Consider the following 25,385-nt stretch of genomic DNA (forward strand, 5'->3'; position numbering starts at 1 on the left):
GTAGCGCGACATGGCCATCAGTGCATAGGCCACCGACTGCGTGCTGTGCCAGCTGTCGTTGCTCAGCTGGGCCGAGATGTCGTCCACCAGCGGGCGGGCGCGTTCGCTCTGGCCCAGCGTCACCATGCCGGTCAGCACGATGGCGCTGTCACGCAGGCGCGAGCCGAAGGTGCCGTCGGGCGCGGCGTAATCCTGCAGCATCAGGCGGTCGGCCTTGACGATGTCGTTGGCGGCATCGGTCATGCCGGCCAGCTTGTAGGCCGCGGCCAGCATCCAGAGCGTCGTCGAGGGCAGGTTGGCCGATTCGCGCAGGCGGTTCATGGCGCCCACTTCGGGCTGGCCGGCCAGGGCCAGGGTGTAGAGGCGGTAGGCCTGGTCGAGCGCGGGTGTGCCGCTGCTGCCACTCCAGGTCTGTGCGGCCTGCTTCTGGAAGCGCACCCATTCGCTCTGCATGGACGAGGGCACCGTGTAACCCTGCTTGCCGGCTTCCACCAGGAAGTGGCCCGCGTAGTTGGTGGACCAGGCGTTGCGCGTATCGAAGCCGCTGAAACCGCCGAAGTCACCCGGCCAGTAGGCGAAGGAGCCGTTGGGCAGCTGGAAGCCGCGCAGCCGGTCGATCGCCGCCAGCACATTGGCCTCGATCTCCTTCTTGCGCGCATCCTCCAGCTTGAGCAGCGAGGGCAGGAAAAGCTGCGGGAAGGCGGCCGAGGTGATCTGCTCGATGCAGCCGTGCGGGTAGCGGATCAGGTAGTTCAGCCGCTGCTCCAGGTTCAGCGGCGGCACCGCCGACATCTCCAGCGTCACCGTGTTGGTACCCGGCAGGCCGTGCGGCGCGACGATCTTCTCCCAGGTCTCGCCCGGGGCGATCATCTTGGTCTGCGCACGCGTCGTGGCCGGGTTGGGGCTGCGCACCTCCAGGTGCACGTCCGCCTGCGCGCGGTGTGCGCCGCTGGTGGCGATGAAGCGCAGCCGTCCCTTGCCCAGGCGCGGCTGGGTCTTGATGCGCAGCTGGCCCAGCTTCTCCTCGGGCCGGCTGAACTGGATCTTGACCGTGTCGCCCCCGATCAGCTGGAAGCGCGAATCGGCCTCCAGCTTGAGCGTGACTTCCTTGATCGACGGGTCCATGGCGAAGACCGACACCGGTACCGTGATGTCCTCCCAAGGCCCCACCACACGCGGCAGCGTGGGCAGGATCATCAGCGGCTGGCGCACGTAGACCGACTTCTCGGCCGAGCCATAGGCCCCGGCCTCGCCGGCCACCACCATGGCACGCACCGCGCCCACATAGGGCGGCAGCGTCAGCTCGTGGCGGCGTTTCTCGCCGGCCTTGAGCCTGAATGGCCCGAGGTACTTGACCACCGGCGGGAAGCGCTTGCGGTTCTTGGCCTCCTCAGCCTTGCCGGCATCGCTGCCGCCCAGGGCCAGCAGGCGTTCCAGTTCGGCGCCGTAGGCGCCGGCCACGTCGTCGAACAGGTCCCAGGTGGTCACGCCCAGCGCCTCGCGCTTGTAGAACTGCTCGTGCAGCTCGGGCGTCTTGAAGTTGGTCAGGCCCAGCAGGCCCTCGTCCACCACGGCCAGGGTGTAGGTCATTTCGCGGCCCGAGGCCTCGGAGACATCCACCGCCACGCGCGACTCGGGTTTCCATTCCTCGGCCGCCGCAATCTGCGGCTTGATCCGCGTCTGCGGGTCCGTCACCAGCAGCGGGATCACCCCGTACAGGCGGATCGGCCGGTCGTTCTTCTTCTCCGCGTGCGGCTGGATCAGCGTCACGCTGACGTAGACATTGGGCGCCATGGCGCGTGTGATCGGCACCTCGAAGCGCGTCGCTCCCTTCTGGAACTCGATCCAGCGCGCCTCGATGATGGCGCTGCCGCTCTCCACCGTCACTAGCGCGCGGCCCTGGCTGGCCTCGGGCAACTGGACCACCGCCTTGTCGCCCACCACGTACTGCTCCTTGTCGGCGTTGAAGGTCAGCACGCTGGCGCCCGGCCCGGACTGCTCCTGGGCGCGACCGGCCCAGGCCGGCCAGTCGATGTAGAAGGTCTGCCCGGTGCAGTGGCCGCCGTCCAGGTCGCAGGCGCGCACCAGGTAACGGCCCCACTGCGGGTACTTGATCTCGAAGTTCCACGTGCCCTGGCCGTTGGCTGCGGTGGTGATGGTGTCCTTCTTGAGTACCCGGTTGCTGGAGGCCGAGGCGTACTGCGCCAGCGAATCGCCGGACTTGTCCCACCACCACTTCCACTCCACCTTGTAGAGCGTGACCTCGATGTTGCGCACTGCCGCCGGCTTGCCGTCGGCCAGCACGCTGGCGATCTCCACCGTGTGCTGCTTGTCGGTCAGCAGCATGTTGCGCGCCACGTCGCCCTTGGGCAGTTTCATGCCAATGTAGCGGTCGAAGGGCGAGTAGGGCGCCGTCTGCCGGTTGATGCTGAAGGCGCCGCCCGGCTCGAACACGCGCGTGGTCAGCGTGGCACTCAGCATGCCCGGCGCCTCCTTGGCAGAACTGCCCGCGTGTTCGAACGTGGTCTTGCCATCGTTGTCGAGTTCACCCTCGAAGATGGTTTCGGGCTCGGCGTTGAATTCGCGTGCCGGGTCGTCGAAGGCGAAGTCGGCGTAGCGCTCGAAGCGCGTGGCCGTGCGGTTCAGGCGCATCTTCACCTCGGCCTTCAGGCCGGCGGCCGTGGCGCCGGTCAGCCACTGGGCGGCCAGCTGGCCCTTCAGGGGCGTGCTGCCCGCCAGCTTGCCGGCGCCCACGTCCAGGTCGATCTTGAGCCGGTTGGGCATCACCGTCTCGATCTTCACGCTGCGGCTGAAGCTGGTGCCGCCCAGGATGGCCTTGGCCGTCCAGTCGCCGGTGGGTGCGCCGTCCGCCGTCTTCATGGCGAACTTGTAGAAGCCGCCCACCGGGGCGGTGTTGGTCAGCGTCTGCACCAGCTGGCCCTGCGGGTTGCGCAGTTCCATCGTGACCGGGTGGTTGGCCGGCAGGGTCTTGTGGCTGTCCTGCAGCACGAAGGTGAGGAAGATGTCGTCGCCCGGGCGCCAGACGCCGCGCTCGCCGTAGATATGGCCCTTCAGGCCGGCGCTGACCTTCTCGCCGCCCACGTCGAAGTGGCTGGTCGGCAGGGCCGTGCCCTGCGCAACCTTGAGGTAACCCTTCTGTCCGCCCTTGTCGGCCAGCAGGAAAAAAGGCGCGGTCTTGAGGTTGAAGTGGATCAGGCCTTCGCCGTTGGATACCTCGCTCACCACCGGCTGGTTCTGGAAGTTCATGGCCGTGACCTTCACGCCCGCCAGCGGCTGGGCCGTGCGCAGGTCGGTGGTCACCACCAGCATCTTGCCGTTCTGGTCGCGCTTGGCCAGCAGGCCGATGTTCGACGCCAGCAGGTTGCGCGCGGCGCGCGTGCGCTCAGAAAACCGGTAGTAGCTCTTCTTGCAGGGGTTCTCGCGCTCGTGCCAGCCCTCCTGCTCGCCCTCGCCGTAGTACTGCTCGGCAAAGTCCCAGCTGCTGGCTTCGCGCTGACCGAAGTCCTCCTCGTTCACCAGCGGCGACTCCATGGTCGCCTCTTCGGCGTCGGCGTCGGTGCCGGGGCAGGCGTAGGTCGAGTCGGCGCGGCCGATCGAGACCGTCAGGCGGAACAGCCCGCCCGGGTTCTTGTCGAAGAGTTCGGTCACGTCCAGCGCGTAGCGGCCCCAGCGGTTGGCCTGCGTGGCGGGCAGCGTGATGGTCTTGCGCCAGAGGTAGCGGCCCACGCGGCCCAGCTCCTGCTGGCCGTCGAGCTTGTTGACTTGCAGGAACTGACCCACGTTGTTGTCGTAGATGCGGAAGGCCGTCACGCGCACCGAGCGCGCGTTCACCGCCTCGATCGGCACGCTGAGCACCTTGTTCTCGGGCAGGATCACGCCCTTGCCCACAAAACGCACCTGCGGCTTGATGCTGGCAAAGGTCAGCGCCTGCTGGAAGCCGGAGAGCAGCCGGTCGCCCCGGGCCGTGCGCAGGCCGGCGGCCACCGTCACCTGCACCTCGCCTTCGGCGCCGTTTTCGGGATAGACCTTGATCACGTTGTTCTCGACGCGGTGGGTCGACCGGCCGGAGCTCAGCTCCACCAGGCCGCGCAGGTTCTGGCGCGCGTCCAGCGGCTCGGAGAAGGTGAGCTGCACGTACTGTTCGTTGTCGTTCTGCACGGCCCGCGCCTGCAGCACCTTGAACTGGTTGCGCGCCGGGATCTCGATCTGGCTCTGGCCCGTGGTGTTCTGCGCCAGGCTCTGGCCGGCCCATTCGATGGAGAGCTCGTGCGCGGTCTGCTGCCGCTCGATGCCCGTGACGGTGAACTCGTGCCGCCGGGCGTCCGGGGCGGGCTGCCATTCCACGGCCAGCGGCTGGCCCTGGAAGCGGGCCTTGAGCACCTTCTGCACGTCGACCGCCGCTTCCACGTCGGCCGTCACCACGGTGCCGCGCAGCTGCATGCGGCCCTCGTGCTTCAGGTCGGTGGCCAGGCCGGCCATCTGCACTTCGAACTGCCGCGGCTGGGTCTGCACCACGAACTCGTAGTCCTTCACGCCGGCGTCCACGCCCTGCAGGCCGGCCGGCTTGACCGTCAGGCGGTAGTCCCGGCCCGACTCCAGGTCCTGTTCCGGCGCCAGCACGATCTCGCGCGTGCTGGCGAAGACCGCGTTGCCCTTGATGGCCGGATAGGCCGCCAGATGCCGGGTGGCGCTCTGCCCGACCCGGTCCGCGGAGACCACGTCGCCCGAGAAGACCACACGGATCTTGTCCTTGCGCGAAAGCAGGCCCGCGCTGTGCGAGTTGATGATCCGGCTCCAGGCCGGGTCTTGCGGGGTGATCTTGAGGGAGGAGCCGGGGCCCCGGTTGCAGGCGGCAAGTCCGAGTACCACCAGGCCCACCAGCGCGAGCGCGCGCACGAACTTCGATCCAGACATGTTTCCTCCCTTCACCGTTTTCTGTTTCCGCTGGCGCAGGCCGCGGCGCTTGTATGAAGTGCGACACCCCGCTCCGTACCATGGATCAACGAAGCCGGGGAGCCGTCGCGGGGTCATTCTAGGCCAAGGTTTTGCGGCTCCTTGCTCTGGTTTTGATATCCGTCAAAATCATTCCCGGCCCCAGCCCTTGAAATTCAGTCAACGCACCCAAAGCTGGGCTGCAACCGGAGGATTTCATGCGGATCGACAAACTCACCACCAAATTCCAGGAAGCCCTGGGCGAAGCGCAGACGCTGGCCCTGGGCAACGACCACGCCTACATCGAACCGGCCCACCTGCTGGTGGCCATGCTGCGCCAGCAGGACGGCCCCAAGGCCCTGCTGGCCCGCGCCGGCGTCAACGTGGCCGGCCTGCTGGCCGGTGCCGAGGCCGCCGTCAAGAAACTGCCGCAAGTGGAGGGCCAGGAGCAGGTGCAGGTCGGCCGTGACCTGGTCAGCCTCTTGCAGGCCGCCGAGAAAGAGTCCATCAAGCGCGGCGACCAGTACGTCGCCAGCGAACTCTTTTTGCTGGCCGCCGCCGACAACAAGGGTGACATCGGTCACCTGGCCAAGGCCAACGGCCTGACCCGCAAGGCGCTGGAAGCCGCCGTGGACGCCGTGCGCGGCGGCCAGTCCGTGGACAACCCGGAGGCCGAGGGTCAACGCGAAGCTCTCAAGAAATACACCCTGGACCTGACCGAACGTGCCCGCGCCGGCAAGCTGGACCCGGTGATCGGCCGTGACGACGAGATCCGCCGTGCCATCCAGGTGCTGCAGCGCCGCAGCAAGAACAACCCCGTGCTGATCGGCGAGCCCGGCGTGGGCAAGACCGCCATCGTCGAGGGCCTGGCCCAGCGCATCGTCAACGGCGAAGTACCCGAGACCCTGCGCGACAAGCGCGTGCTGGTGCTGGACATGGCGGGCCTGCTGGCCGGCGCGAAGTACCGCGGCGAGTTCGAGGAACGCCTGAAAGCCGTGCTGAAGGAAGTCTCGCAGGACGAAGGCCGCATCATTCTCTTCATCGACGAGCTGCACACCATGGTGGGCGCGGGCAAGGCCGAGGGCGCCATTGATGCCGGCAACATGCTCAAGCCCGCGCTGGCGCGGGGTGAACTGCACTGCATCGGCGCCACCACGCTGGACGAATACCGCAAGTACATCGAGAAGGACGCCGCGCTGGAGCGCCGTTTCCAGAAGGTGCTGGTGGGCGAGCCCACGGTGGAGCAGACCATCGCCATCCTGCGCGGCCTGCAGGAGAAATACGAAGTGCACCACGGCGTGGACATCACCGACCCGGCCATCGTGGCCGCGGCCGAGCTGAGCCATCGTTACATCACCGACCGCTTCCTGCCCGACAAGGCCATCGACCTGATCGACGAGGCCGCGGCCAAGATCAAGATCGAGATCGACTCCAAGCCCGAAGTCATGGACAAACTCGACCGCCGCCTGATCCAGCTGCAGATCGAGCGCGAGGCCATGAAAAAGGAAAAGGACGAGGCTTCGCAAAAACGCCTGGAACTGATCCAGGAAGAAATCGGCAAGCTGCAGAAGGAGATCGCCGACTACGACGAAATCTGGAAAGCCGAAAAGGCCCAGGCCCAGGGCAGCCAGCACGTGCGTGAAGACATCGAGAAGCTCAAGGTGCAGATCGGCGAGTTGACCCGCAAGGGCGATTTCGCCAAGGTGTCCGAGCTGCAGTACGGCAAGCTGCCCGAGCTGGAGAAACTGCTCAAGGAAGCCCAGGCCCGCGAACAGGGGCAGGGTGAGGGCAGCGCGCCGCGCCTGCTGCGCACGCAGGTGGGCGCCGAGGAAATTGCCGAGGTGGTGAGCCGCGCCACCGGCATCCCCGTGGCCAAGATGATGCAGGGTGAGAAAGACAAGCTCTTGCAGATGGAAACGAAACTGCACGAGCGCGTGGTCGGCCAGGACGAAGCCATCTCGGCCGTGGCCAACGCCATCCGCCGTTCACGCTCGGGCCTGTCCGACCCGAACCGCCCGACGGGCTCCTTCCTGTTCCTCGGCCCCACCGGCGTGGGCAAGACCGAGCTGTGCAAGGCGCTGGCCGGCTTCCTGTTCGACAGCGTGGACCATCTGGTGCGCATCGACATGAGCGAATTCATGGAGAAACATTCCGTGGCTCGCCTGATCGGCGCGCCCCCGGGTTACGTGGGTTACGAGGAGGGTGGTTACCTGACCGAGGCCGTGCGCCGCAAGCCCTACAGCGTGCTGCTGCTCGACGAGGTGGAGAAGGCCCACCCGGACGTGTTCAACGTGCTGCTGCAGGTGCTGGACGACGGCCGCCTGACCGACGGCCAGGGTCGCACCGTGGACTTCAAGAACACCGTCATCGTGATGACCAGCAACATCGGTTCGCACCTGATCCAGGCCATGGTGGGCGAGCCGTATGAAGACGTGAAGGACGCGGTCTGGGGCGAGCTGAAGAACCACTTCCGCCCCGAGTTCCTCAACCGCATCGACGAGACCGTGGTCTTCCACGCCCTCGACGCCGAGCACATCACCAGCATCGCCGGCATCCAGCTGCAGGCCCTGCAGGACCGCCTGGGCAAGATGGAGCTGGCGCTCAAGGTGTCCGAGAAGGCCCTGGCCGAACTGGCCAAGGTGGGCTTCGACCCCGTGTTCGGCGCCCGGCCGCTCAAGCGCGCCATCCAGCAGCGCATCGAGAACCCGCTCTCGAAGCTTCTGCTGGAAGGCAGGTTCGCGCCCAAGGACGTCATTGCCGTGGACGTGGACCCCATCAAGAACCCGGGGCAGTTCAGCTTCGACAAGGTCTGAGCGACAGGCGGGCTGGCTGAAGCGGGAAAGTGAAACCCCGCCTCTTGCGTGCGCAGGAGGCGGGGTTTCTGTCTTGTACCGTCGGCGATCCGGGGGATGGCCTGGCTACCGGTCTCAGGGCTTGCCGCCTGGGCGCGGTTCAACATGCTGGCGAACCCAGTCGGCGAACTGCTCTTCGCTCAGATCGCCGGCCGCCACGCCCAGCATGGTGAGTACGCAGTCGGCGTCTGTAGCCATGAGTTGCCAGCCATTGAGCCGCAAGAAAAGTTCGGTGGCGACAAATGCGGTGCGCTTGTTGCCATCCACATAGGGGTGGTTGCGGGCGATGCCATAGCCATAAGCGGCCGCCAGTGCTGACACATCCGGCTTGCCGTAAACCGCCAGCTGCCTGGGTTTGGCCAGGGCTGATTCAAACATACCCGCATCGCGTATGCCGGTTCCGCCGCCATGTTCCGCCAATTGCATGTCGTGCACGGCGGTCAGGACCGCAGCGTCAAGCCAGCGCCAGGTCATCACTTGGCCAGTTCGCGCAGGACGGCTCGGCGCTCTTTCATGACGTCGCGGCTCAGGCGCATCTGCGCTTCAAATTCAGGGTTGTGCGGCGTGATGCGCAGACCGTCGGGCGTTTCCGTCACATAGAACTCGTCGCCCTTTTCCAGGCGCAAGCTGGCGAGCAACTCCTTGGGAAAGATGGCTCCCACGGAGTTGCCGATCTGGGTCAGTTTGAGCGTGTGCATGGTGATCTGCTTGTTATTACGAATGTAATACTAGCGAGGTGTTGTGCGGGCGTCAAGCTGCAAAAACCTCTTGCGTGATTTCGAGCACCAGATGGCGCGGGTTGATGCCCGACTCGCTCACGCAGCGCGAGTAGACACTGAGGAAATCAGGACCCTCAGCAGTCATCGGCGTGCCGATCCCTGCTGCAGTTGACCTGGTTCAACGCGGTGTTGGGTGCCTGCTGCCATTCCCAGGCCCAGTAGGAGAGCACGCCAGCCAGCAGCAGCATGGCCAGCCAGGCGTGGTTGCGCTTGGCCAGGTCCGGCCCCTTGCCTTCCATGCGGCCGGTGAGCATGGGCGTGGCCTGGTTTTTGCGGCGCAAGACGCTCAGGGCCAGCAGGAAGGCCAGGTGGCCCAGCACCAGACCGAGCATGAATTCACCCATCGCTTCATGGATCTCTTCGAGCCACTCGCCGCCCCATTCGTGAAAGGCCGCGTAGCCGCTCAGCGTGAGCGGCAGCACCACGGCCAGCAGGGCGACCACGGTCATCGCCATGGCCAGGTACTGGCCCTGGCGCCAGTTCACCGGCGCAGTGGTCTGGCCCCTGCCAGACCAGGCCGCCTTCACGCTGCGCAGCCAGGCCGGCGCGGCTGCCACCTTGCCCCAGAGCAGGGACAGGCGCGCCTGTCGCGGGCCGAACAGGCCGTAGAGCACACGAAAGACCAGCAGGCCGGCCATGCTGTAACCCAGCACGACGTGCACCAGGCGCAGGCGCTCGCCGTCGGCCGTGAGGTAGGCCCCCACGAAGCACAGGGCAAACAGCCAGTGGAACATGCGGGTGGGCGCGTCGATGACACGGCGGCTTGCGATGGCCTGGCGTGGCGTGGTGCCGGCTAGGGTGGTGTGGGGGGAGGTGGTGTTCATGAGGTCACTCCGGTTCGGGTTCATCAGTCCTGGAAGGCGCGGCGGTAGCGCGCGTCCAGGCCGCGGGGGAATTGAAGTTGGCTCTCGTCAAAGCTGCCCTGCTCGGCGCGGGTGTGGCAGGCCGCGCAGTTGGCCGCGCTCTTGACGCTGGCGTGTTGCCACACGGGCGCGTCCAGCTTGCGGTGCTTGCGCAGGAACCAGGCTGATTCGGTGATACGGTCCTGTGGCGGCTCCGCGCTCACGCGCTTGGTGGTGCCGGCCTTGGCCTGCAGCCACTGGCCGATCTGCTGCACCGTGGCCGCGTCGAGCGAGGCGTCGGTGCCGTAGTGCTGGTCCAGGCCGTTCATGATGCGGCCCCAGGAGCGCGCCGGCAGCAGGCCCGGCGGGTAGGCCAGGTGGCAGGCCGCGCATTCCTGCTGGTAGCTCGGCAGCATCTGGCGCGGGTTCAGGTTTCCGCTGTCGGCCAAGGCGGCGGTGGTCAGGCCCAGCAGCAGGGCCAGGGCCGGCAGGGTGCGCTTGAGTGTTCGGGTTTGCGTTGGGGCTTGCATGGTGTTGCTCCAGCGGGCTCAGGGTTTCAGGCTGGCCAGGTAGGCCAGCACGTCGGCCTTCTCGGCGGCCGTGCATTCGCGGCTCAGCACGTCCTTGCAATTGCGGCGCAGCCACTTGTCCACCTTGGCGCTGTCGGTGAAGGCCTGCGGGTTGAAGGCCGGCGCCAGCGGGGCGATGGTCTTGCCCGTGCTGGCGTGTTTGCCCTGGCCAGTGGGCGGCGTGCCGTGGCAGGAGGCGCAAGACCAGTCGCCGCCGTGCTTGCTGCCGAAAAAGACCTGGCCCCGGGCCGCGTTGCCGGGTGAACCAGCTGCCGCGTTCCAGCGGGCCAGCTCCTGCGCCATGCTGGTGTCCGCCGCCTGGGCCGGCTGCAGCATCAACATCAGCGCCAGCCCGACGGCGGCAGACCCGTTTTGCAATTTCTTCATGGGCAACTCCTGTTTCTTGTGGGTGGTTTCGGGATGGCGTTGATGGTGCGCCCCGCTGCCTGTACCCAGGCTGAAGCCGTCGTTCATCTGCCGTTCAGCTTCGCTGCGCAGAATGAGGGCATCACGGGAATAAGATCCCCCATCAGGTCATCCCCCCATGCGCACCACCCTCGCCATCGCCACCCTGCTTGCCGCCGCGGCCCTGACGCCGCTGGCCAGCCTGGCCGACGGCGACCACGACCGCGCCCGCGCTGCCCTGCGGGCCGGCGAAGTGCTGCCCCTGCACGTGGTGCTGGAGCGCGTGGCCCGGGACCACCCCGGCAACGTGCTGGAGGTGGAGCTGGAACGCGAGAAGGGCCTCTGGATCTACGAACTCAAGATCCTGCAAAGCGGCGGCAGCCTGCTCAGGCTGAAGGTCGACGCCAAGACCGCCGAGCTCATCAAACGGCGCGAGGGCAGACACTGATGCGCGTGCTGCTGGTCGAAGACGAAGCCACGCTGGCCGCGCAATTGCGCCAGGTGCTGCTGGATGCCGGTTACGCCGTGGACCAGGCCGACAACGGCCGCGACGCCTGGGTCCAGGGCGGCGTGCAGGCCTACGACGCCGTGGTGCTCGACCTGGGCCTGCCCGTGCTCGACGGCCTGAGCGTGCTCAAGCGCTGGCGCAGCGAAGGCATGAGCGCGCCGGTGCTCATCCTCACCGCGCGCGACCAGTGGCACGAGAAGGTGGTCGGCATCGACGCCGGCGCCGACGACTACCTCACCAAACCCTTCCATACCGAAGAGCTGCTGGCCCGGGTGCGCGCCCTGATCCGCCGCGCCAGCGGCCTGTCCTCCGCGCTGCTGGCCTGCGGCCCACTGGCGCTGGACACGCGCAGCGGCCGGGTCACGCTGGACGGCCAGCCCGTGAACCTGACCGCGCAGGAGTTCAAGCTCCTGTCCTACCTCATGCACCACCCCAACGAGCTGGTCTCGCGCACGGTGCTCACCGAGCATCTCTACGCGCAGGACTTCGAGCGCGACTCCAACACCATCGAGGTCTTCGTCGCGCGCCTGCGCAAGAAGCTGCCCGCCGCCATGATCGAAACCGTGCGCGGCCTGGGCTACCGCCTCAACGTACCGGCCAGCCCGGCCGCAGCCGCATGAAGGCCTGGGCACGCTCCCTGCGCTGGCGCCTGCTGGGCCTGACCCTGGTGGCGGTGGCCCTGGCACTGCTGGGCGCGGGCCTGCTGATCTCCAGCCTGTTTCGCACGCATGTCACCGCGCAGTTCGACACCCAGCTGCTGCGCCAGCTGGACCAGCTCACCGCCGCGCTGGAGCCCGACGCACAGCAACGCCCGCAACTCAAGATGCCCCTGAGCGACCCACGCTGGCACACACCTTACTCGGGCCTGTACTGGCAGATCGAGGCCCTGGACCCGGCCGGCGCCGCACCGTCACCCGCCCGCCCGCTGCTGCGCTCGCGTTCCCTGTGGGACAGCGAACTGGCCTTGCCCCCCGATGATCTGGGCCGTGGCGAGCTGCATCATCACCAGATTCCGGGGCCCGACGGGCAGGGCCTGCTGGCGCTGGAGCGCCGCGTGCAATTCGTCACCGCAGACCAGGGCAGCGCCGCTCAGGCCACACCGGGCTGGCGCCTCACCGTGGCCGCCGACAGGGCCGAGCTGGAGAGCGCCGTGGCCAGCTTCTCGCGCCAGCTGGCGCTCTCGCTCTCGGTGCTGGGCATGGCCTTGCTGCTCGCGGCCTGGGCGCAGGTGAGCCTGGGCCTCTTGCCACTGCGCAAGCTGCAGGCGGCCGTGCTGTCCATCCGCCAGGGCCGCGAGCAACGTTTGAGCGGCGCCTTCCCCGCCGAGGTCGATCCCCTGGTGCAGGACTTCAACCACGTGCTCGACCAGAACGAACAGGTCGTCAAGCGCGCGCGCCAGATGGCAGGTAACCTGGCCCATGCCATCAAGACCCCGCTGGCCGTTTTGGGCAACCTGGCCACGGACCAGACTTCGGAGCGCAGCGCCTGGGCCAGCCAGCTGCAGGAGCAGGTGGCCAGCATCCGCCATCAGGTGGACTGGCACCTGGGCCGCGCCCGTGCGTCCGGCGCCGGCATAACCGGCTTGCGCACCGAGGTGGCGCCCGTGGTGGAAGGGCTGGTGCGTGTCATGCGCAAGGTCCACGCCCGGCGCGAAGACCGGCCAGAGTTGCTCATCACCGTGGCGCCGCTGCCGGCCGGCCTGCAATTCGCCGGCGAGTCGCAGGACCTGCAGGAAATGCTGGGCAACCTGCTGGACAACGCCTGCAAGTGGGCGCGTTGCCAGGTGCAGATCACCGCCGGCCATGCCGACGGCCAGCTGCGCATCAGCATCGAAGACGATGGCCCCGGCCTCAGCGAAGCCGAGCGCAGCCGGGTCTTCGAGCGCGGCGTGCGCGCCGACGAGCGCACCCCCGGCACCGGCCTGGGCCTGGACATCGCGCGGGAACTGGCCGGTCTTTACCAAGGCGAGGTGCGGCTGGGTCTTGCCGGCCGGGGCGGGCTCAGGGCGGAGCTGACGCTGCCCGGTTACTGCGCCTGAGGGGCCCCATAACTGGGGCGACAAAGAGAAACGTGCTTCTGGCTTGCGCAGCAGGCAGCTTGGCTCTGTTAAAGCGCCATGGCTCATGCCCTGCCATCTTGCTGGGCGGCCCCACAAGGTGGCCGAAGCACTGTACATTGGGTCCACGGTTCGTGCTGCGCGGGCTGACACGAGAGTTGCCCATGGATCCCCACTTCTCCGATGCCACAGCGTCGAGCCTCAGAATCGCGGGTGCTGCCGCGCTGCGGCTCGATCTGCTGCAGGAGGCCGAGGAAGACCGCCTGGCAGTCAAGGGCCGGCCGCGGCTTTGGCCCCTGGTCGTGGCCATCCTGGCGCTGGTGGCCATGCTGCTGGTTTTTTACCAGGTCGTGCGCGGCTCCCTGCAGAAAAGCGAGTTGCGGCAGGAGGTGCAGGCCGAACACGCCGAAGCCCTCTGGCGCTGCAACAGCCTGCAAGGGCGGGAAGTGAGCGACAGTTGCCAGCTGCGGGTCAACGCCGAGGCGCGCGGGGTCGTCCTCGTGCGGTCCCCGGACTCGCCTTGAGAGGGCAGGGGTGGGGTTTTGATGCTTCGAAGCGTAACGCCCACATGGCAGCGCCGTGACAGGCGATAGGCAATTCGTCTCAGGACTTACATCTCGATGAGAAGTTTTGGGGCTTTGCACATACGCTTGTAAAACTCCCATGGGAAGCTATCTTTTTCGAGCGTGAACCCATCCATGAGAGCTTGCCATGCACACCTTGCCCTACAAGATCGAAAGCTCCTCCCCCATCGTGGCATCGCTGCCCCGCACCAACGTGCGCGATGGTTCCTTGCTGGCCAGCCGGGAGCTGGCCGTGTCCCTGGCCGCCAAGAGCATCACGGACCCGCCGGGCGGTGTGGTGCGTGTCATCCACGTCCCGACGGGCGAGGTGCTGTTCAGCAAGGTTAGTGGGTGGGGTGACTTGGAGGAATGAAGAGTAAGCACTCTGAAGCCGTTTGGAGCCGGGGACGTGATTGGGATTGATGGGGAGCCAATCGTGATCCATGAGTAGATCTAGCTTTGCAGAGGCTTACCGGTCGTTGCCGAAATGAAGGATTCTTGGACGCTACTTTGGGAGGATCCAGAACCCTAGATTTTTTCGCTTTATATGCTGCAGTCCTCTTTTTTCTGGAGGTATTCCCTTGAGTAACTGTCGGATGTCGGATAGCACGCTAAGGGAATCTGCGAAGCTTGAATGACCGCCAGGTCGATAATTAACAGATGAGACGTCGATAGTCTCAACTCCAGCGACCAAACGTAGTCCTTGTCCAGAATCGCCAGCACGCTCGCCAGAATTGGCTTTTTTGGACATCCGTAGTGCTGCATCGTTAGACGATACATAGTTGGTAATTCTGTGGTGGCTTGCTACGGCGGGCATCACCAACGCCTCGAAATCAGCCGCGCGAATGTCAGGCGCGGCCAAAATAATCTGATTAAACAGCGGAACGAGGGATGCGTCCTTGCCTGAATCTGCGAGCAGGTTCGGGGCGCGCAGTTGATCTAACGCTATCCCAAGCACCTGTGCTCCTTTGCTATGGGCAATGATGTGAATCTTTCCCACTCCGGTGTTATCGGTCAGTTCTTTTAAGAAAATTGCGAGTTGTTTGCCTGCAGACCACAATCTGTCAGTAGCACCGATGTAATTGAAGCCAGCAGGATCAGAGGGCCAACTGAATAGGACCGGCACTACGACATAGGATTCGTCAGACAAGTCGTAGGTGAACTGTGCTGTTCTAAATGCTGCATCCTTGAAGCTGTTGGCGAACCCGTGAACATAAACGATGGCTTGTTTGCTATCGGTTCGGTCAAGAGAATTTCTGAGGGTTTTTTGAAATTGTTCAGGATTGAATTCCTCAACGGCTCCGGCAAATGCGAAGTCTGTTTTGGGGTTCGCGGCTTTGACCGGTGTCATCCCAAGAAAACTTGCTGCGCTGCTGCTGGTGATTTTCTCGAGTGTTGCCATGAAGAACCCAGGCTCTGAGATTTCTCCCTTTCTACGATCAGGGGGGATGCTCACAAAAACACGACCTCGAGTGAGTAGGTCTACTTCTGTTGATTCATCTGACGTGAAGTACCGGTATGGATCGTTGTCGCCGGATTTCTTCCGAGTAGTTGCAAACAGCACAGCAACGACCCCTTTTGGGGGCGCCAACTCTTCAGGTGTGGCGGCGCTCTTTATTCGTGTGCCGACGATCTCTAGTTCTACGCGTCGATTTTTGAACCGATCTTTATCCGCCGGGCCGCTAGTGATGGGTTGTGTCGCGCCTTTGCCATCAACAAATACTAAATTGCTCTGAACTCCTCGGAATATCAGGTAACGTTTGACTGCTTCGGCTCTGTCTACCGACAAACGCATTCTTTGTGCACTGCCTGAAACTTCGTTGGCATCAACGTGGCCCGTAGCGATGATGGCCTCCAGCTTCAAGTCGGCCATCTTCTGAGTTAACAAGTCGAGCTGAGCTATGCCTTCAGGTCGTAAGTTCTTACTGTTCGCGGCGAAGAACATGTCCGCTGCGAAGGTGAATTTCATCGCCACTGGAGCTGGAGCTGGAGCTGGAGCTGGAGCTGGAGCTGGAGCTGGAGCTGGAGCTGGAGCTGGAGCTGGAGCTGGAGCTGGAGCTGGAGCTGGAGCTGGAGCTGGAGCTGGAGCTGGAGCTGGAGCTGGAGCTGGAGCTGGAGCTGGAGCTGGAGCTGGAGCTGGAGCTGGAGCTGGAGCTGGAGCTGGAGCTGGAGCTGGAGCTGGAGCTGGAGCTGGAGCTGGAGCTGGAGCTGGAGCTGGAGCTGGAGCTGGAGCTGGAGCTGGAGCTGGAGCTGGAGCTGGAGCTGGAGCTGGAGCTGGAGCTGGAGCTGGAGCTGGAGCTGGAGCTGGAGCTGGAGCTGGAGCTGGAGCTGGAGCTGGAGCTGGAGCTGGAGCTGGAGCTGGAGCTGGAGCTGGAGCTGGAGCTGGAGCTGGAGCTGGAGCTGGAGCTGGAGCTGGAGCTGGAGCTGGAGCTGGAGCTGGAGCTGGAGCTGGAGCTGGAGCTGGAGCTGGAGCTGGAGCTGGAGCTGGAGCTGGAGCTGGAGCTGGAGCTGGAGCTGGAGCTGGAGCTGGAGCTGGAGCTGGAGCTGGAGCTGGAGCTGGAGCTGGAGCGCTTCCAGATAAAGAACTACAACCGCCTAGAGCAAGGCAGATTCCTGTGATGACTAATTTGCGAAGCAAAAAGTGTGACATCATTTTGCGAGCCTTCCCTGCAATTTGAACGAGTCGCCCGTATGCTTTATGTTCTGTCCGTGGTGAGTTCGAATTTCGTGCGCGAAACGAAATCAATGTGCATACCGCATTCCATGCGGCATGTGATGTGACATCTTCTGATAGATGAATTCTTCTGTCAAATTTGTGAATGAGGTTTTGCGAGCTATCGCCGTTAAATCATCAAATTTTGAATAGTGAAGTCCCGTGCAGCGCGGCTGTAAGACATTGATATTGAGCAGAGACCAAAAAACATGAGCACCCTGATCTACACCCACGAAGCCTGCTTCAACCACAAGCCCGGTCCGCACCATCCCGAATCCCCCGAGCGCCTGGAAGCCGTGCTGGCCGCGCTGAAGACCCCGGCCTTTGCCGATGCTGTCTGGCGCGATGCGCCCCTGGGCACCTTCGAGCAGGTGCTGCACGTGCACACACCCGACTACGTGGAGACCGTGAAGGAGATGGCGCCCGAGCAGGGCTACCGCGCCCTGGACGCGGGCGACACCATCATGTCGCCCGGCACGCTGGAGGCGGTGATGCGTTGCGTGGGCGCGGCCTGCGCGGGCGTGGACGACGTGGTGAAGAAAGAGGCGAAAAACGTCTTCTGCGCCACGCGCCCCTGCGGCCACCATGCCGAGGCCGGTGAGGCCATGGGTTTCTGTGTGTTCAACCAGGCGGCCATTGCGGCCCTGCACGCGCGCGCGCAGCATGGCCTGCAGCGCGTGGCGGTGGTGGACTTCGACGTGCACCACGGCAACGGCACGCAGAACAGCTTCTACGACGACCCGGACCTGTTCTACGGCTCCTGCCACCAGGGGCAGTTCTACCCGGGCACGGGTGCGAAGCATGAGACGGGCGTGGCCCACAACATCGTCAACGTGCCTTTCCCGCGCGGCACGGGCTCGGCCGCCTTTCGCGCGGCCATGACGGACGTGCTGCTGCCCGCACTGCGCGAGTTCGCGCCCGAGCTGCTCATCATCTCGGCTGGTTTCGACGCCCACCACCTGGACCCGCTGGGCGGCCTGAAGTTCACCGACGAGGACTACCACTGGATCACGCGCGAGCTGATGAAGGTGGCCGACGAGACGGCCCAGGGGCGTGTGGTCTCGGTGCTCGAAGGCGGCTACAGCCTCGAAGGCCTGGCCAGCGGCACGGCCGCGCACGTGCAGGCGCTGATGGGGCGTTAGGCGCGGGGGCTGCCGGCACGCGCCGGCACGAAGAGCATCAGACGCAGCCCGTGGGCTTGGGCAGGCCGCCGTACTTGGTGATCGGTTTCATCGGCCCGGTCATCCAGCGTTTGAAGATGTCGCTCTGATCTTCGCCCAAGTACTTGGCGAACTTGCGGATCGGGGGCACGCTGCCGAATTCATCGTAATACTCGCGGGCCTTCAGGATCTGGGTCCATTTGGTGTCGTCGAGTTCATAACCGTCGACTTCGGCCATGGCCACGCCAATGTCCTGGGTCCAGGCGTTCATGTCGGTCAGATAACCATCGCCATCGCGCTCGGGAATATCCATCTCATGGCTCCTTTCTGGAATTGTGTTGAAGTAGGGTTACGCAGGCAGCAGCGCTGCCTGCGTGACGGCATGGAGGCGGGGTTCACTTTAATGGGGATTGCGCCCCTGACCCCAAAAAAGCGCAATGTCCCTGGTCGCAGCAGCGTTGTTGCTGCCGGCGCCGACCGCAGCGGACCGGCCCATCAGCTCAGTCGCGCTTGGGGATGTTCAGGCCGCGCTGAACGGCCGGCCGTGCCACGAAGGCCGCCAGCACGCGCGTGACTTCGGGGAAGTCCTTGGCGCCCACCAGATCGCCGGCTTCGTAGAAACCGAGCAGGTTGCGCACCCAGGGGAAGGTGGCGATGTCGGCAATGCTGTACTGCCGGCCCATGATCCAGTCGCGGCCCTTGAGGTGCTGGTTCAGCACATTGAGCAGGCGGCGCGACTCGGCCACGTAACGGTCGCGTGGGCGCTTGTCTTCATAGTCCTTGCCGGCGAACTTGTGGAAGAAACCGAGCTGGCCGAACATGGGGCCGATGCCGCCCATCTGGAACATCAGCCACTGCAGCGTCTCGTACTTGCCCGCGTCGTCGGCCGGCATCAACTGGCCGGTCTTGGCCGCCAGGTAGACCAGGATGGCACCGGACTCGAACAGGGCCAGCGGTTTACCGCCCGGGCCGTTGGGGTCGATGATGGCCGGGATCTTGTTGTTGGGGTTCAGGCTCATGAACTCGGGCGAGAGCTGGTCGTTCGAGCCGAAGTTCACCAGATGCACCTCGTAGGGCAGGCCGGTTTCTTCCAGCATGATGGACACCTTCACGCCGTTGGGCGTGGGCAGCGAGTAGAGCTGCAGGCGCTCAGGGTGCTGGGCGGGCCACTTGCGGGTGATGGGGAAGTCGGCGAGTCGGTTCATGGGCTGCAGCGGTGAGTGGAATGTGCCGCTGACTTTAGCCCAGATGCGCCGTCCGTGCAGGGGGCGGCCCTGGCCTGATGGCGGCTCGCCCGCGCATATTGACAGGTGGCGGGCACGTTCACATACTGCGGGCAGCCCCTGGCCGCGAGCCCGGGGAACCCCAAGGAGGAACGACATGGCCCAGAAAAGAAAGAACGCCACCGCATCCACGGAGGGCGTGCCCCTGCAGGCTGTGGTGCGACGCGCGCACATCTGCTTCGAACGCATCATTCCCGACGCACTCGACCCGGAGCGGCATGTCCGCCGGGCGCTGCGCGGCGAACTGGTGGCCGCGGCGGGCGGGGCGAAGAAGCTGGGGGCGGACGCGGTCGGGCAAGTGGCCCGCATGGCCGTGATGACCTCGAAGAAGTGGCCGCCGGGATGCAACTTGCGCTGCCGCTTCCTGGACGGCAGCGCGAAGATGCAGAAGAAAGTGCGGACCCAGGCGAAGGAGTGGGAGAAGCACGCCAACGTGAAGCTGAAGTTCATGGCCAAGGGGCCGGCCGAGGTGCGCATCTCTTTCTACGCCGACGATGGCTCCTGGTCCGCCGTGGGGCGCGACGCGCTCAACGCCAGCTATTTCCCGCTGCATCAGCCCACCATGAACTTCGGCTGGGTGCGTGACGATTCCGACCCCGTGGAAGACCGCGCCGTGATCCTGCATGAGTTCGGGCACGCGCTGGGCTGCATCCATGAGCACCAGTCGCCCACCTTCGAGCGCAAGTGGGAGAAGGCCGCGGTGATGAAGTATTTCAAGGGCCCGCCCAATTACTGGGACGAAGAAGGGATCCGCGACAACGTGTTGTTCAAGTATTCGCCCAAGGGGATCAAGGCGACCCGGTTCGACCCGAAGTCCATCATGCTGTACGCGTTCGACGGGGAGCTGTTTGCCGATGGCCGCGGGCCGACCAACCAGAACGCCCAGCTGTCGGCGACCGACCGGGCGATGATCAGGCAGATGTATCCGCGTTGAGGGGCGGTGCCGCCCGCTGGCGCCAGGCAAAGAAGCCGCGATACAGCGCCACGCTGAGCACCATGCCCCAGGTCATGCCCACGAACATGCCGCCCAGCATGCCGCTGAGCGTGCTGGTGCTGCTGCCCAGCTGCCATCGCGCCAGCCAGACGGCGCCGGCCGTCATGCCGATCAGCATCCAGCCCGAACACATGAGGTTCTGCGCGAGCAGTGAACAGAGGTAACGGCCGCAGTGCGGGCGCAGCACGCGCAGGCTGGGGATGGCCAGCAGGCCACCGGCCAGCATGCCGGCGTGCATGCCGGGCAGGAATTCGATGTGCAGCAGCAGGCTGTCATAAAAGCCCAGGGTCGCCGACTGGCTGCACAGGCTTTCCAGCCGCGCGGGGCCGGTCTGCAGCACGTCCCACAACAGGCCCAGCAGCATGCCGCCGAACCCCAGGGAGAGCATGACGTGCGGCGGCGAGAGGCCGGCGCGCTGCGGGCGCACCCAGGCCAGCGCGGCGCAGCCGGCGGCCACGGCGAGCAGGGTCAGTGCGATCAGCCATGTCTGTGCGCTACCCAACATAGCGGAGTCCCGGCCCAGTGCCCAGAGCGTGAAACCCACCAGGACCACCAGCAGGGCGGGCGTGAGGGTGGCCGAGCCGATGCTGCGGGCCAGCCAGTGGGGGTGCGGGGACAGGTTCATCGGAATTTGGCTACCGGATTCTTAGTTGAAATCTATCGGGCACGCGGGTTAACACCATGTTCACTGCGCGCACGCTGTAAGACACTCGGCCGCAACTCGGCGTGTTTACTCTAGTACGTACAGGACGAACACGCCGGCTTCGTGAATGAAACGCAGCTGCGTTGCATGAGCGCCCGCCAGCCGGCACGAGCACGCCGGCCATGACGGGCCTGCCGGGCTGCCCCCAAAGGAATGCTGCAACCATGAAAAGCTGTCCCATGTCGGCTGCCCCCGCGGCCAACCCGAATTCCTGGCTCTACCTGCTGGAGCGTTTCGACGTCGGCGTGATCCACCTGGACAAGGCGCTGCACGTGGTGGGCATGAACGACTTTGCGCGGCGCAGCCTGCCGGTGCAGGACAAGCTGCCCTTCGACAAGTACGTGCTGGACTTTCACCCCGACGCCGCCAAGAACAAGGTGAAGTTCCTGCTGGACCAGGCCGAGTGCCCGGTGAACAACGCGCCGCCCATGGCGATGATGATCAACATCCCCGACCGCATGCTGCTGATCAAGGTGTCCAAGATCGGCGACATGCAGGGTGCGACCACCGGTTACACCCTGGTGTTCTACGACATCACCGACGTGGTGAGCCCCGAGGCCGAGGGGGTTGCCCGCGGGCGCGACAGCGGCGAGGCCGCCGAGCGTCGCCTGCTGCGCAAGATTCCCACCATCAAGCAGAACCGCGTGCTGCTGGTGGACGTGCCCTCGGTGTCCTTCATCCGCTCGGAAGGCCACTACACCTGGGTGCACACGGGGCAGGGCAGCCAGTTCTGCAACCTCAACATCGGCGACCTGGAAGGCCGGCTGGACCCGCAGCTGTTCCTGCGCGTGCACCGCAGCTACATCGTCAACCTCTCGCACGTGGACGAGATCGTGCGCGACGACGGCCGCATGACGCTGCGCATGATGGGCCCCACGCCAGTGGAGATCCCGGTCTCGCGCTCCAGCGCCCCCACGCTGCTGGAGCATCTCGGCCTGGTCGATCCGGCCCCGGTGCGTAACTGAAGGCACCGGGCCGCCGGCATCAGCGGCGGCTTATGTAGGGATGTGCGTGCCGCATGCACGTTCGTGCGCGTCGGCTGCCATTCGTGCAAGCGGGACGACGGTTGATTGCATGGGCGCCAAAACCGGATGCGTCGGCGCTAGATTCACTCTCCGAGAGGTTTTGAGACCCAACAAAGGAGACAACGTGATCACAGTCCCATTCGATTACCACAGCCCCCGCACGGTGCCGGAGGCGCTCAAGCTGCTGTCCACCCTGGGTGACGACGCCAAGCTGCTGGCCGGCGGCCACAGCCTGCTGCCCATGATGAAACTGCGTTTCGCCCAGCCCGCCCACCTGATCGACCTGGGCAAGATCACGGACCTGCGCGGCATCGCGCAGGTGGGCAACGAGATCCGCATCGGGGCCATGACCACCGAATACGACCTGCTCAACTCCAAGCTGCTGGCCGACAAGGTGCCGTTGCTGGTCGAGGGCGCCGGCCTGATCGCCGACCCGCAGGTGCGCTACAAGGGCACGATCGGCGGCGACATCTCGCACGGCGACCCGGGCAACGACCACCCGGCCCTGATGCTGGCGCTGGACGCCTCTTTCGTGCTGCAGGGCCCGAAGGGCGAGCGCGTGGTCAAGGCCGACGGCTATTTCCTCGGCATGTATGCCACGCTGCTGGAGCCGGGCGAGATCCTGACCCAGGTCCGGGTGCCGGTGCCGGCCGCCGGTTGCGGCTACGCCTACCAGAAGCTCAAGCGCAAGACCGGCGACTTCGCCACCGCCGCCACGGCCGTGATGCTGCAGATGAAGGGCAACACCGTCGCCAAAGTCAGCATCGCGCTGACCAACGTCGGCGCCACGCCGCTCAAGGCCACGGCCGCCGAGGCTGCCTTGGTTGGCAAGCAGATCAACGACGCCAGCCTGAACGAGGCGACCCGCCTGGCCATGGGCATCTGCGACCCGGCGCCCGACCAGCGCGGCGACGCCGACTACAAGCGGGCCATGTGCGGCGAGATGACCCGGCGCGCGCTGCAGAAGGCGTACGAGCGCGCGGCCAAGGCCTGAACCAGAAGAACACAGGAGACAGAACATGGCGAAAACACAAACGGTGTCGTTCCAGCTCAACGGCAAGAAGGTCGAGACGGCAGTGGAGCCGCGCGAGCTGCTGATCCACACCCTGCGCGAGCGGCTGCTGCACACCGGCCCGCATATCGGCTGCGAGACCTCGCACTGTGGCGCCTGCACGGTGGACGTGGACGGCATGTCGCTCAAGTCCTGCACGGTGCTGTCGGTGCAGTGCGAGGGCGCCGACATGCTGACGGTCGAGGGCCTGGAGCAGGGCGGCGTGCTGCACGCCATCCAGCAGGCCTTCCACGAGGAGCACGGCCTGCAATGCGGCTTCTGCACGCCCGGCATGATGACGCGCGCCTACCGGCTGCTCAAGGAGAACCCCAACCCGAGCGAGCAGGACATCCGCTACGGCATCGCCGGCAACCTGTGCCGCTGCACGGGCTACCAGAACATCGTCAAGGCCGTGCAGTCCGCCGCCAAGAAGCTGGCGGCCACCGCAACGGCCTGACGCGCACCCCCGCTGTCACACACACAACGAACGCACCGAACACACCGGAGATTCACATGGGCAATATGTCTGATCTGAAGGAACGCGAAGACAAGCTGCAGGGCATGGGCACCTCGCTGCTGCGCAAGGAGGACGCCAAGTTCATCCGCGGCCAGGGCACCTACGTCGACGACATCAAGCTGCCGGGCATGCTGTTCGGCGCCATCGTGCGCAGCCCCTATGCGCACGCCCGCATCAAGTCGATCGACAAGAGCAAGGCGCTGGCCTGCCCGGGCGTTATCGCGGTGTTGACCGCCGACGACCTCAAGCCGGTGAACCTGCACTGGATGCCCACCATCGGCGGCGACGTGCAGGCCGTGCTGGCTGACAAGAAGGTCTGTTTCCAGATGCAGGAAGTGGCCATGGTGCTGGCCACCGACCGCTACGCCGCCGCCGACGGCGCCGACCTGGTGGAGGTGGACTACGAGGAACTGCCGGCCATCGTGGACCCCAGGAAGTCCCTGGACAAGGACGCGCCCATCATCCGCGAGGACATCGTCGACAAGAAGGACCTGAGCCACGGCCCGCGCACCCACCCCAACCACATCTTCACCTGGGAGGCCGGCGACAAGGCGGCCGCCGACACGGCTTTCAAGAACGCCGAGATCGTGGTGCGCGAGGAGATCCTCAACCCGCGCGTGCATCCCTGCCCGCTGGAGACCTGCGGCTGCGTGGCCTCCTTCAACAAGGCCACCGGCTACCTGACGGTCTACATGACCACGCAGGCCCCGCACCTGGTGCGCACCGTGCTGGCCATGCTCTCGGGCGTGGCGGAAAGCAAGATCCGCGTGGTCGGGGGCGACATCGGCGGCGGCTTCGGCAACAAGGTGCCGATCTACCCGGGTTACGTGGTCGCCATCGTCGCGTCCATCGTGACGGGCGTGCCGATCAAGTGGATCGAGTCGCGCATAGACAACATCTCCACCACCGGTTTTGCGCGCGACTACCACGGCGTGGGTGAGCTGGCGGCCGACAAGAACGGCCGCATCAAGGGCCTGCGCTTCACCGCCCTGGCCGACCACGGCGCCTTCAACTCGCACGTCTCGGCCACCAAGCTGCCGGCGGGCCTGTTCTCGATCTGCACCGGCTCCTACGACATCCCCAACGCCTATTGCCGCGTGGACGCGGTCTTCACCAACAAGGCGCCCGGCGGCGTGGCCTACCGCTGCTCGCTGCGCGTGACCGAGGCGGTTTACCTGATCGAACGCATGATCGACGTGCTGGCGCAGAAGCTGGGCATCGACAAGGCCGAGATCCGCCGGCGCAATTTCGTCAAGTCCGAGCAGTTCCCCTACACCACCTCGCTGGGCTGGACGCTGGACAGCGGGGCCTACCACCCGGCGCTGGAGAAAGTGCTGGACGCGGTGGACTACAAGGGCCTGCGCGCCGAGCAGGCGAAGAAGCGTGCCGATCCGAACAGCCCGACCCTGATGGGCATCGGCCTGGCCACCTTCACCGAAATCGTCGGCGCCGGGCCGACCAAGGTCTGCGACATCCTGGGCATCGGCCTGTTCGACAGCTGCGAGATCCGCGTGCACCCCACCGGCGGCGTGATTGCCCGCCTGGGCACCATGACGCAGGGCCAGGGCCACGCGACCACCTACGCGCAGATCATCGCCACCGAGCTGGGCCTGCCGGCCAGCGACATCGTGGTGGAGGAGGGCGACACTGACAAGTCGCCCTATGGCGCGGGCACCTGGGGCTCGCGCTCCACGCCGGTGTCGGGCGCGGCCACCGCACAGGCCGCGCGCAAGATCAAGGACAAGGCCAAGAAGATCGCGGCCCACCTGCTCGAAGTGGCCGAGGGCGACCTGGAATGGGAGATCGACCGCTTCACCGTCAAGGGCAACCCCGGCCAGCACAAGACCATGAAGGAGATCTGCCTGGTCTCGCACACCGGCAACCTGCCGGCCGGCATGGAGCAGGGCCTGAACGCCGTGTCCTACTACGATCCGCCGAACCTGACCTACCCCTTCGGCACCTACCTGTGCGTGGTGGACATCGACAAGTACACCGGCGAGAGCAAGGTGCGTCGCTTCTACGCGCTGGACGACTGCGGCACCCGCATCAACCCCATGATCATCGAAGGCCAGATCCACGGCGGCCTGACCGAAGCCTTTGCGGTGGCCTTCGGGCAGCAGATCCCCTTCGACGACAACGGCAACCACCTGGGCAACAGCCTGATGGACTACTTCCTGCCCACCGCCATGGAGACGCCGCACTGGGAGACCGACCACACGGTGACGCCGTGCCCGCACCACCCCATCGGTGCCAAGGGCGTGGCCGAATCGCCGCACGTGGGCGGCATTCCCTGCTTCAGCAACGCGGTGATCGACGCGTTTGCGCACCTGGGGGTGACCCACATGGACATGCCGCACAGCGCCTACCGTGTCTGGCAGCAGTGCCAGGCGCTGGGCATCAACAAACGATAAG

22 protein-coding genes are annotated in these 25,385 nt (G+C 65.5%); 12 read left to right on the top strand and 10 right to left on the bottom strand.

The window, feature by feature from the left end; translation table 11 throughout:
- On the bottom strand, nucleotides 1-4,935 hold a 4,935-nt coding region (locus tag AO057_RS10700), incomplete at its 3' end, for an alpha-2-macroglobulin family protein (RefSeq protein WP_205630018.1).
- Between the two features lie 236 nt (nucleotides 4,936-5,171).
- Here AO057_RS10700 and clpB point away from each other — a divergent pair.
- Complete coding sequence (clpB, locus tag AO057_RS10705) at nucleotides 5,172-7,766, top strand: ATP-dependent chaperone ClpB (RefSeq protein WP_057675731.1); 2,595 nt, start codon at nucleotides 5,172-5,174, stop codon at nucleotides 7,764-7,766.
- A 114-nt stretch (nucleotides 7,767-7,880) separates the two neighbouring features.
- On the opposite strand, the gene AO057_RS10710 is transcribed toward clpB, so the two are convergent.
- From AO057_RS10710 to AO057_RS10730, 5 genes are all read right to left on the bottom strand, one after another.
- Nucleotides 7,881-8,279 carry a type II toxin-antitoxin system death-on-curing family toxin gene (locus AO057_RS10710; protein WP_057677258.1) on the bottom strand — a complete coding sequence of 133 codons (399 nt, stop codon included), beginning with the start codon at nucleotides 8,277-8,279 and terminating at the stop codon, nucleotides 7,881-7,883.
- Nucleotides 8,279-8,503 (bottom strand): AbrB/MazE/SpoVT family DNA-binding domain-containing protein, encoded by a 225-nt coding sequence (locus AO057_RS10715; RefSeq protein ID WP_057675733.1) that lies wholly within the window; start codon nucleotides 8,501-8,503, stop codon nucleotides 8,279-8,281. The genes AO057_RS10710 and AO057_RS10715 overlap by 1 nt, the downstream gene beginning before the upstream one ends.
- Nucleotides 8,504-8,658: 155 nt before the next feature.
- Nucleotides 8,659-9,408 (bottom strand): cytochrome b/b6 domain-containing protein, encoded by a 750-nt coding sequence (locus AO057_RS10720; RefSeq protein ID WP_057675735.1) that lies wholly within the window; start codon nucleotides 9,406-9,408, stop codon nucleotides 8,659-8,661.
- Nucleotides 9,409-9,431: 23 nt separating this feature from the next.
- Nucleotides 9,432-9,956 carry a diheme cytochrome c gene (locus AO057_RS10725; protein ID WP_057675737.1) on the bottom strand — a complete coding sequence of 175 codons (525 nt, stop codon included), beginning with the start codon at nucleotides 9,954-9,956 and terminating at the stop codon, nucleotides 9,432-9,434.
- A gap of 18 nt (nucleotides 9,957-9,974) precedes the next feature.
- Complete coding sequence (locus AO057_RS10730; RefSeq protein WP_057677259.1) at nucleotides 9,975-10,382, bottom strand: DUF1924 domain-containing protein; 408 nt, start codon at nucleotides 10,380-10,382, stop codon at nucleotides 9,975-9,977.
- A gap of 157 nt (nucleotides 10,383-10,539) precedes the next feature.
- Here AO057_RS10730 and AO057_RS10735 point away from each other — a divergent pair, with 157 nt between their 5' ends.
- The 5 genes from AO057_RS10735 (at nucleotide 10,540) to AO057_RS10755 (ending at nucleotide 13,900) form a co-directional block, all read left to right on the top strand.
- Complete coding sequence (locus tag AO057_RS10735) at nucleotides 10,540-10,848, top strand: PepSY domain-containing protein (protein WP_057675739.1); 309 nt, start codon at nucleotides 10,540-10,542, stop codon at nucleotides 10,846-10,848.
- A complete protein-coding gene (locus AO057_RS10740) occupies nucleotides 10,848-11,528 on the top strand; it encodes a response regulator transcription factor (protein WP_057675741.1) in 681 nt (226 codons plus the stop codon). Before AO057_RS10735 ends, AO057_RS10740 begins: the two co-directional genes overlap by 1 nt.
- Nucleotides 11,525-12,946: a sensor histidine kinase gene (locus AO057_RS10745; protein WP_057675743.1), complete on the top strand. Its 1,422-nt coding sequence runs from the start codon at nucleotides 11,525-11,527 to the stop codon at nucleotides 12,944-12,946. The genes AO057_RS10740 and AO057_RS10745 overlap by 4 nt, the downstream gene beginning before the upstream one ends.
- Nucleotides 12,947-13,128: 182 nt before the next feature.
- Nucleotides 13,129-13,488: a hypothetical protein gene (locus AO057_RS10750; protein ID WP_057675744.1), complete on the top strand. Its 360-nt coding sequence runs from the start codon at nucleotides 13,129-13,131 to the stop codon at nucleotides 13,486-13,488.
- A gap of 187 nt (nucleotides 13,489-13,675) precedes the next feature.
- The gene (locus AO057_RS10755; protein WP_057675746.1) at nucleotides 13,676-13,900 is read left to right on the top strand and encodes a hypothetical protein; all 225 of its coding nucleotides are present in this window, start codon (nucleotides 13,676-13,678) and stop codon (nucleotides 13,898-13,900) included.
- 132 nt (nucleotides 13,901-14,032) lie between these two features.
- Here AO057_RS10755 and AO057_RS17810 read toward each other — a convergent pair whose 3' ends face one another.
- Nucleotides 14,033-15,496: an alpha/beta hydrolase gene (locus tag AO057_RS17810; protein WP_168163366.1), complete on the bottom strand. Its 1,464-nt coding sequence runs from the start codon at nucleotides 15,494-15,496 to the stop codon at nucleotides 14,033-14,035.
- A gap of 953 nt (nucleotides 15,497-16,449) precedes the next feature.
- Here AO057_RS17810 and AO057_RS10765 point away from each other — a divergent pair.
- Nucleotides 16,450-17,382 carry a histone deacetylase family protein gene (locus AO057_RS10765; protein WP_057675751.1) on the top strand — a complete coding sequence of 311 codons (933 nt, stop codon included), beginning with the start codon at nucleotides 16,450-16,452 and terminating at the stop codon, nucleotides 17,380-17,382.
- A 37-nt stretch (nucleotides 17,383-17,419) separates the two neighbouring features.
- Here AO057_RS10765 and AO057_RS10770 read toward each other — a convergent pair whose 3' ends face one another.
- Both AO057_RS10770 and AO057_RS10775 read right to left on the bottom strand, forming a co-directional pair.
- Nucleotides 17,420-17,713 (bottom strand): TusE/DsrC/DsvC family sulfur relay protein, encoded by a 294-nt coding sequence (locus AO057_RS10770; protein ID WP_057675752.1) that lies wholly within the window; start codon nucleotides 17,711-17,713, stop codon nucleotides 17,420-17,422.
- Nucleotides 17,714-17,900: 187 nt separating this feature from the next.
- On the bottom strand, nucleotides 17,901-18,605 hold the full coding sequence (locus tag AO057_RS10775) for a glutathione S-transferase N-terminal domain-containing protein (RefSeq protein WP_057675754.1): 705 nt from the start codon (nucleotides 18,603-18,605) through the stop codon (nucleotides 17,901-17,903).
- A 175-nt stretch (nucleotides 18,606-18,780) separates the two neighbouring features.
- On the opposite strand from AO057_RS10775, the gene AO057_RS10780 reads away from it, so the two are divergent.
- Nucleotides 18,781-19,617, top strand: coding sequence for a M12 family metallopeptidase (locus AO057_RS10780; protein ID WP_057675756.1), 837 nt, complete (start codon nucleotides 18,781-18,783; stop codon nucleotides 19,615-19,617).
- Here the strand turns inward: AO057_RS10780 and AO057_RS10785 are convergent.
- Nucleotides 19,595-20,302 carry a hypothetical protein gene (locus AO057_RS10785; RefSeq protein ID WP_057675758.1) on the bottom strand — a complete coding sequence of 236 codons (708 nt, stop codon included), beginning with the start codon at nucleotides 20,300-20,302 and terminating at the stop codon, nucleotides 19,595-19,597. The two genes, AO057_RS10780 and AO057_RS10785, sit on opposite strands and share 23 nt — an antisense overlap.
- Before the next feature lie 242 nt (nucleotides 20,303-20,544).
- Here AO057_RS10785 and AO057_RS10790 point away from each other — a divergent pair, with 242 nt between their 5' ends.
- From AO057_RS10790 to AO057_RS10805, 4 genes are all read left to right on the top strand, one after another.
- Entirely contained in the window at nucleotides 20,545-21,345 is an 801-nt protein-coding gene (locus AO057_RS10790) for a LytTR family DNA-binding domain-containing protein (protein WP_156404537.1), read from the top strand.
- Nucleotides 21,346-21,529: 184 nt separating this feature from the next.
- Nucleotides 21,530-22,399: an FAD binding domain-containing protein gene (locus AO057_RS10795; RefSeq protein WP_057675761.1), complete on the top strand. Its 870-nt coding sequence runs from the start codon at nucleotides 21,530-21,532 to the stop codon at nucleotides 22,397-22,399.
- 25 nt (nucleotides 22,400-22,424) lie between these two features.
- Nucleotides 22,425-22,913, top strand: coding sequence for a (2Fe-2S)-binding protein (locus tag AO057_RS10800; RefSeq protein ID WP_057675763.1), 489 nt, complete (start codon nucleotides 22,425-22,427; stop codon nucleotides 22,911-22,913).
- A 56-nt stretch (nucleotides 22,914-22,969) separates the two neighbouring features.
- Complete coding sequence (locus AO057_RS10805; RefSeq protein WP_057675764.1) at nucleotides 22,970-25,384, top strand: aerobic carbon-monoxide dehydrogenase large subunit; 2,415 nt, start codon at nucleotides 22,970-22,972, stop codon at nucleotides 25,382-25,384.
- Nucleotide 25,385 lies beyond the last annotated feature (1 nt).

This window comes from Curvibacter sp. PAE-UM, from assembly GCF_001432305.1.
GTDB lineage: Bacteria > Pseudomonadota > Gammaproteobacteria > Burkholderiales > Burkholderiaceae_C > Hylemonella.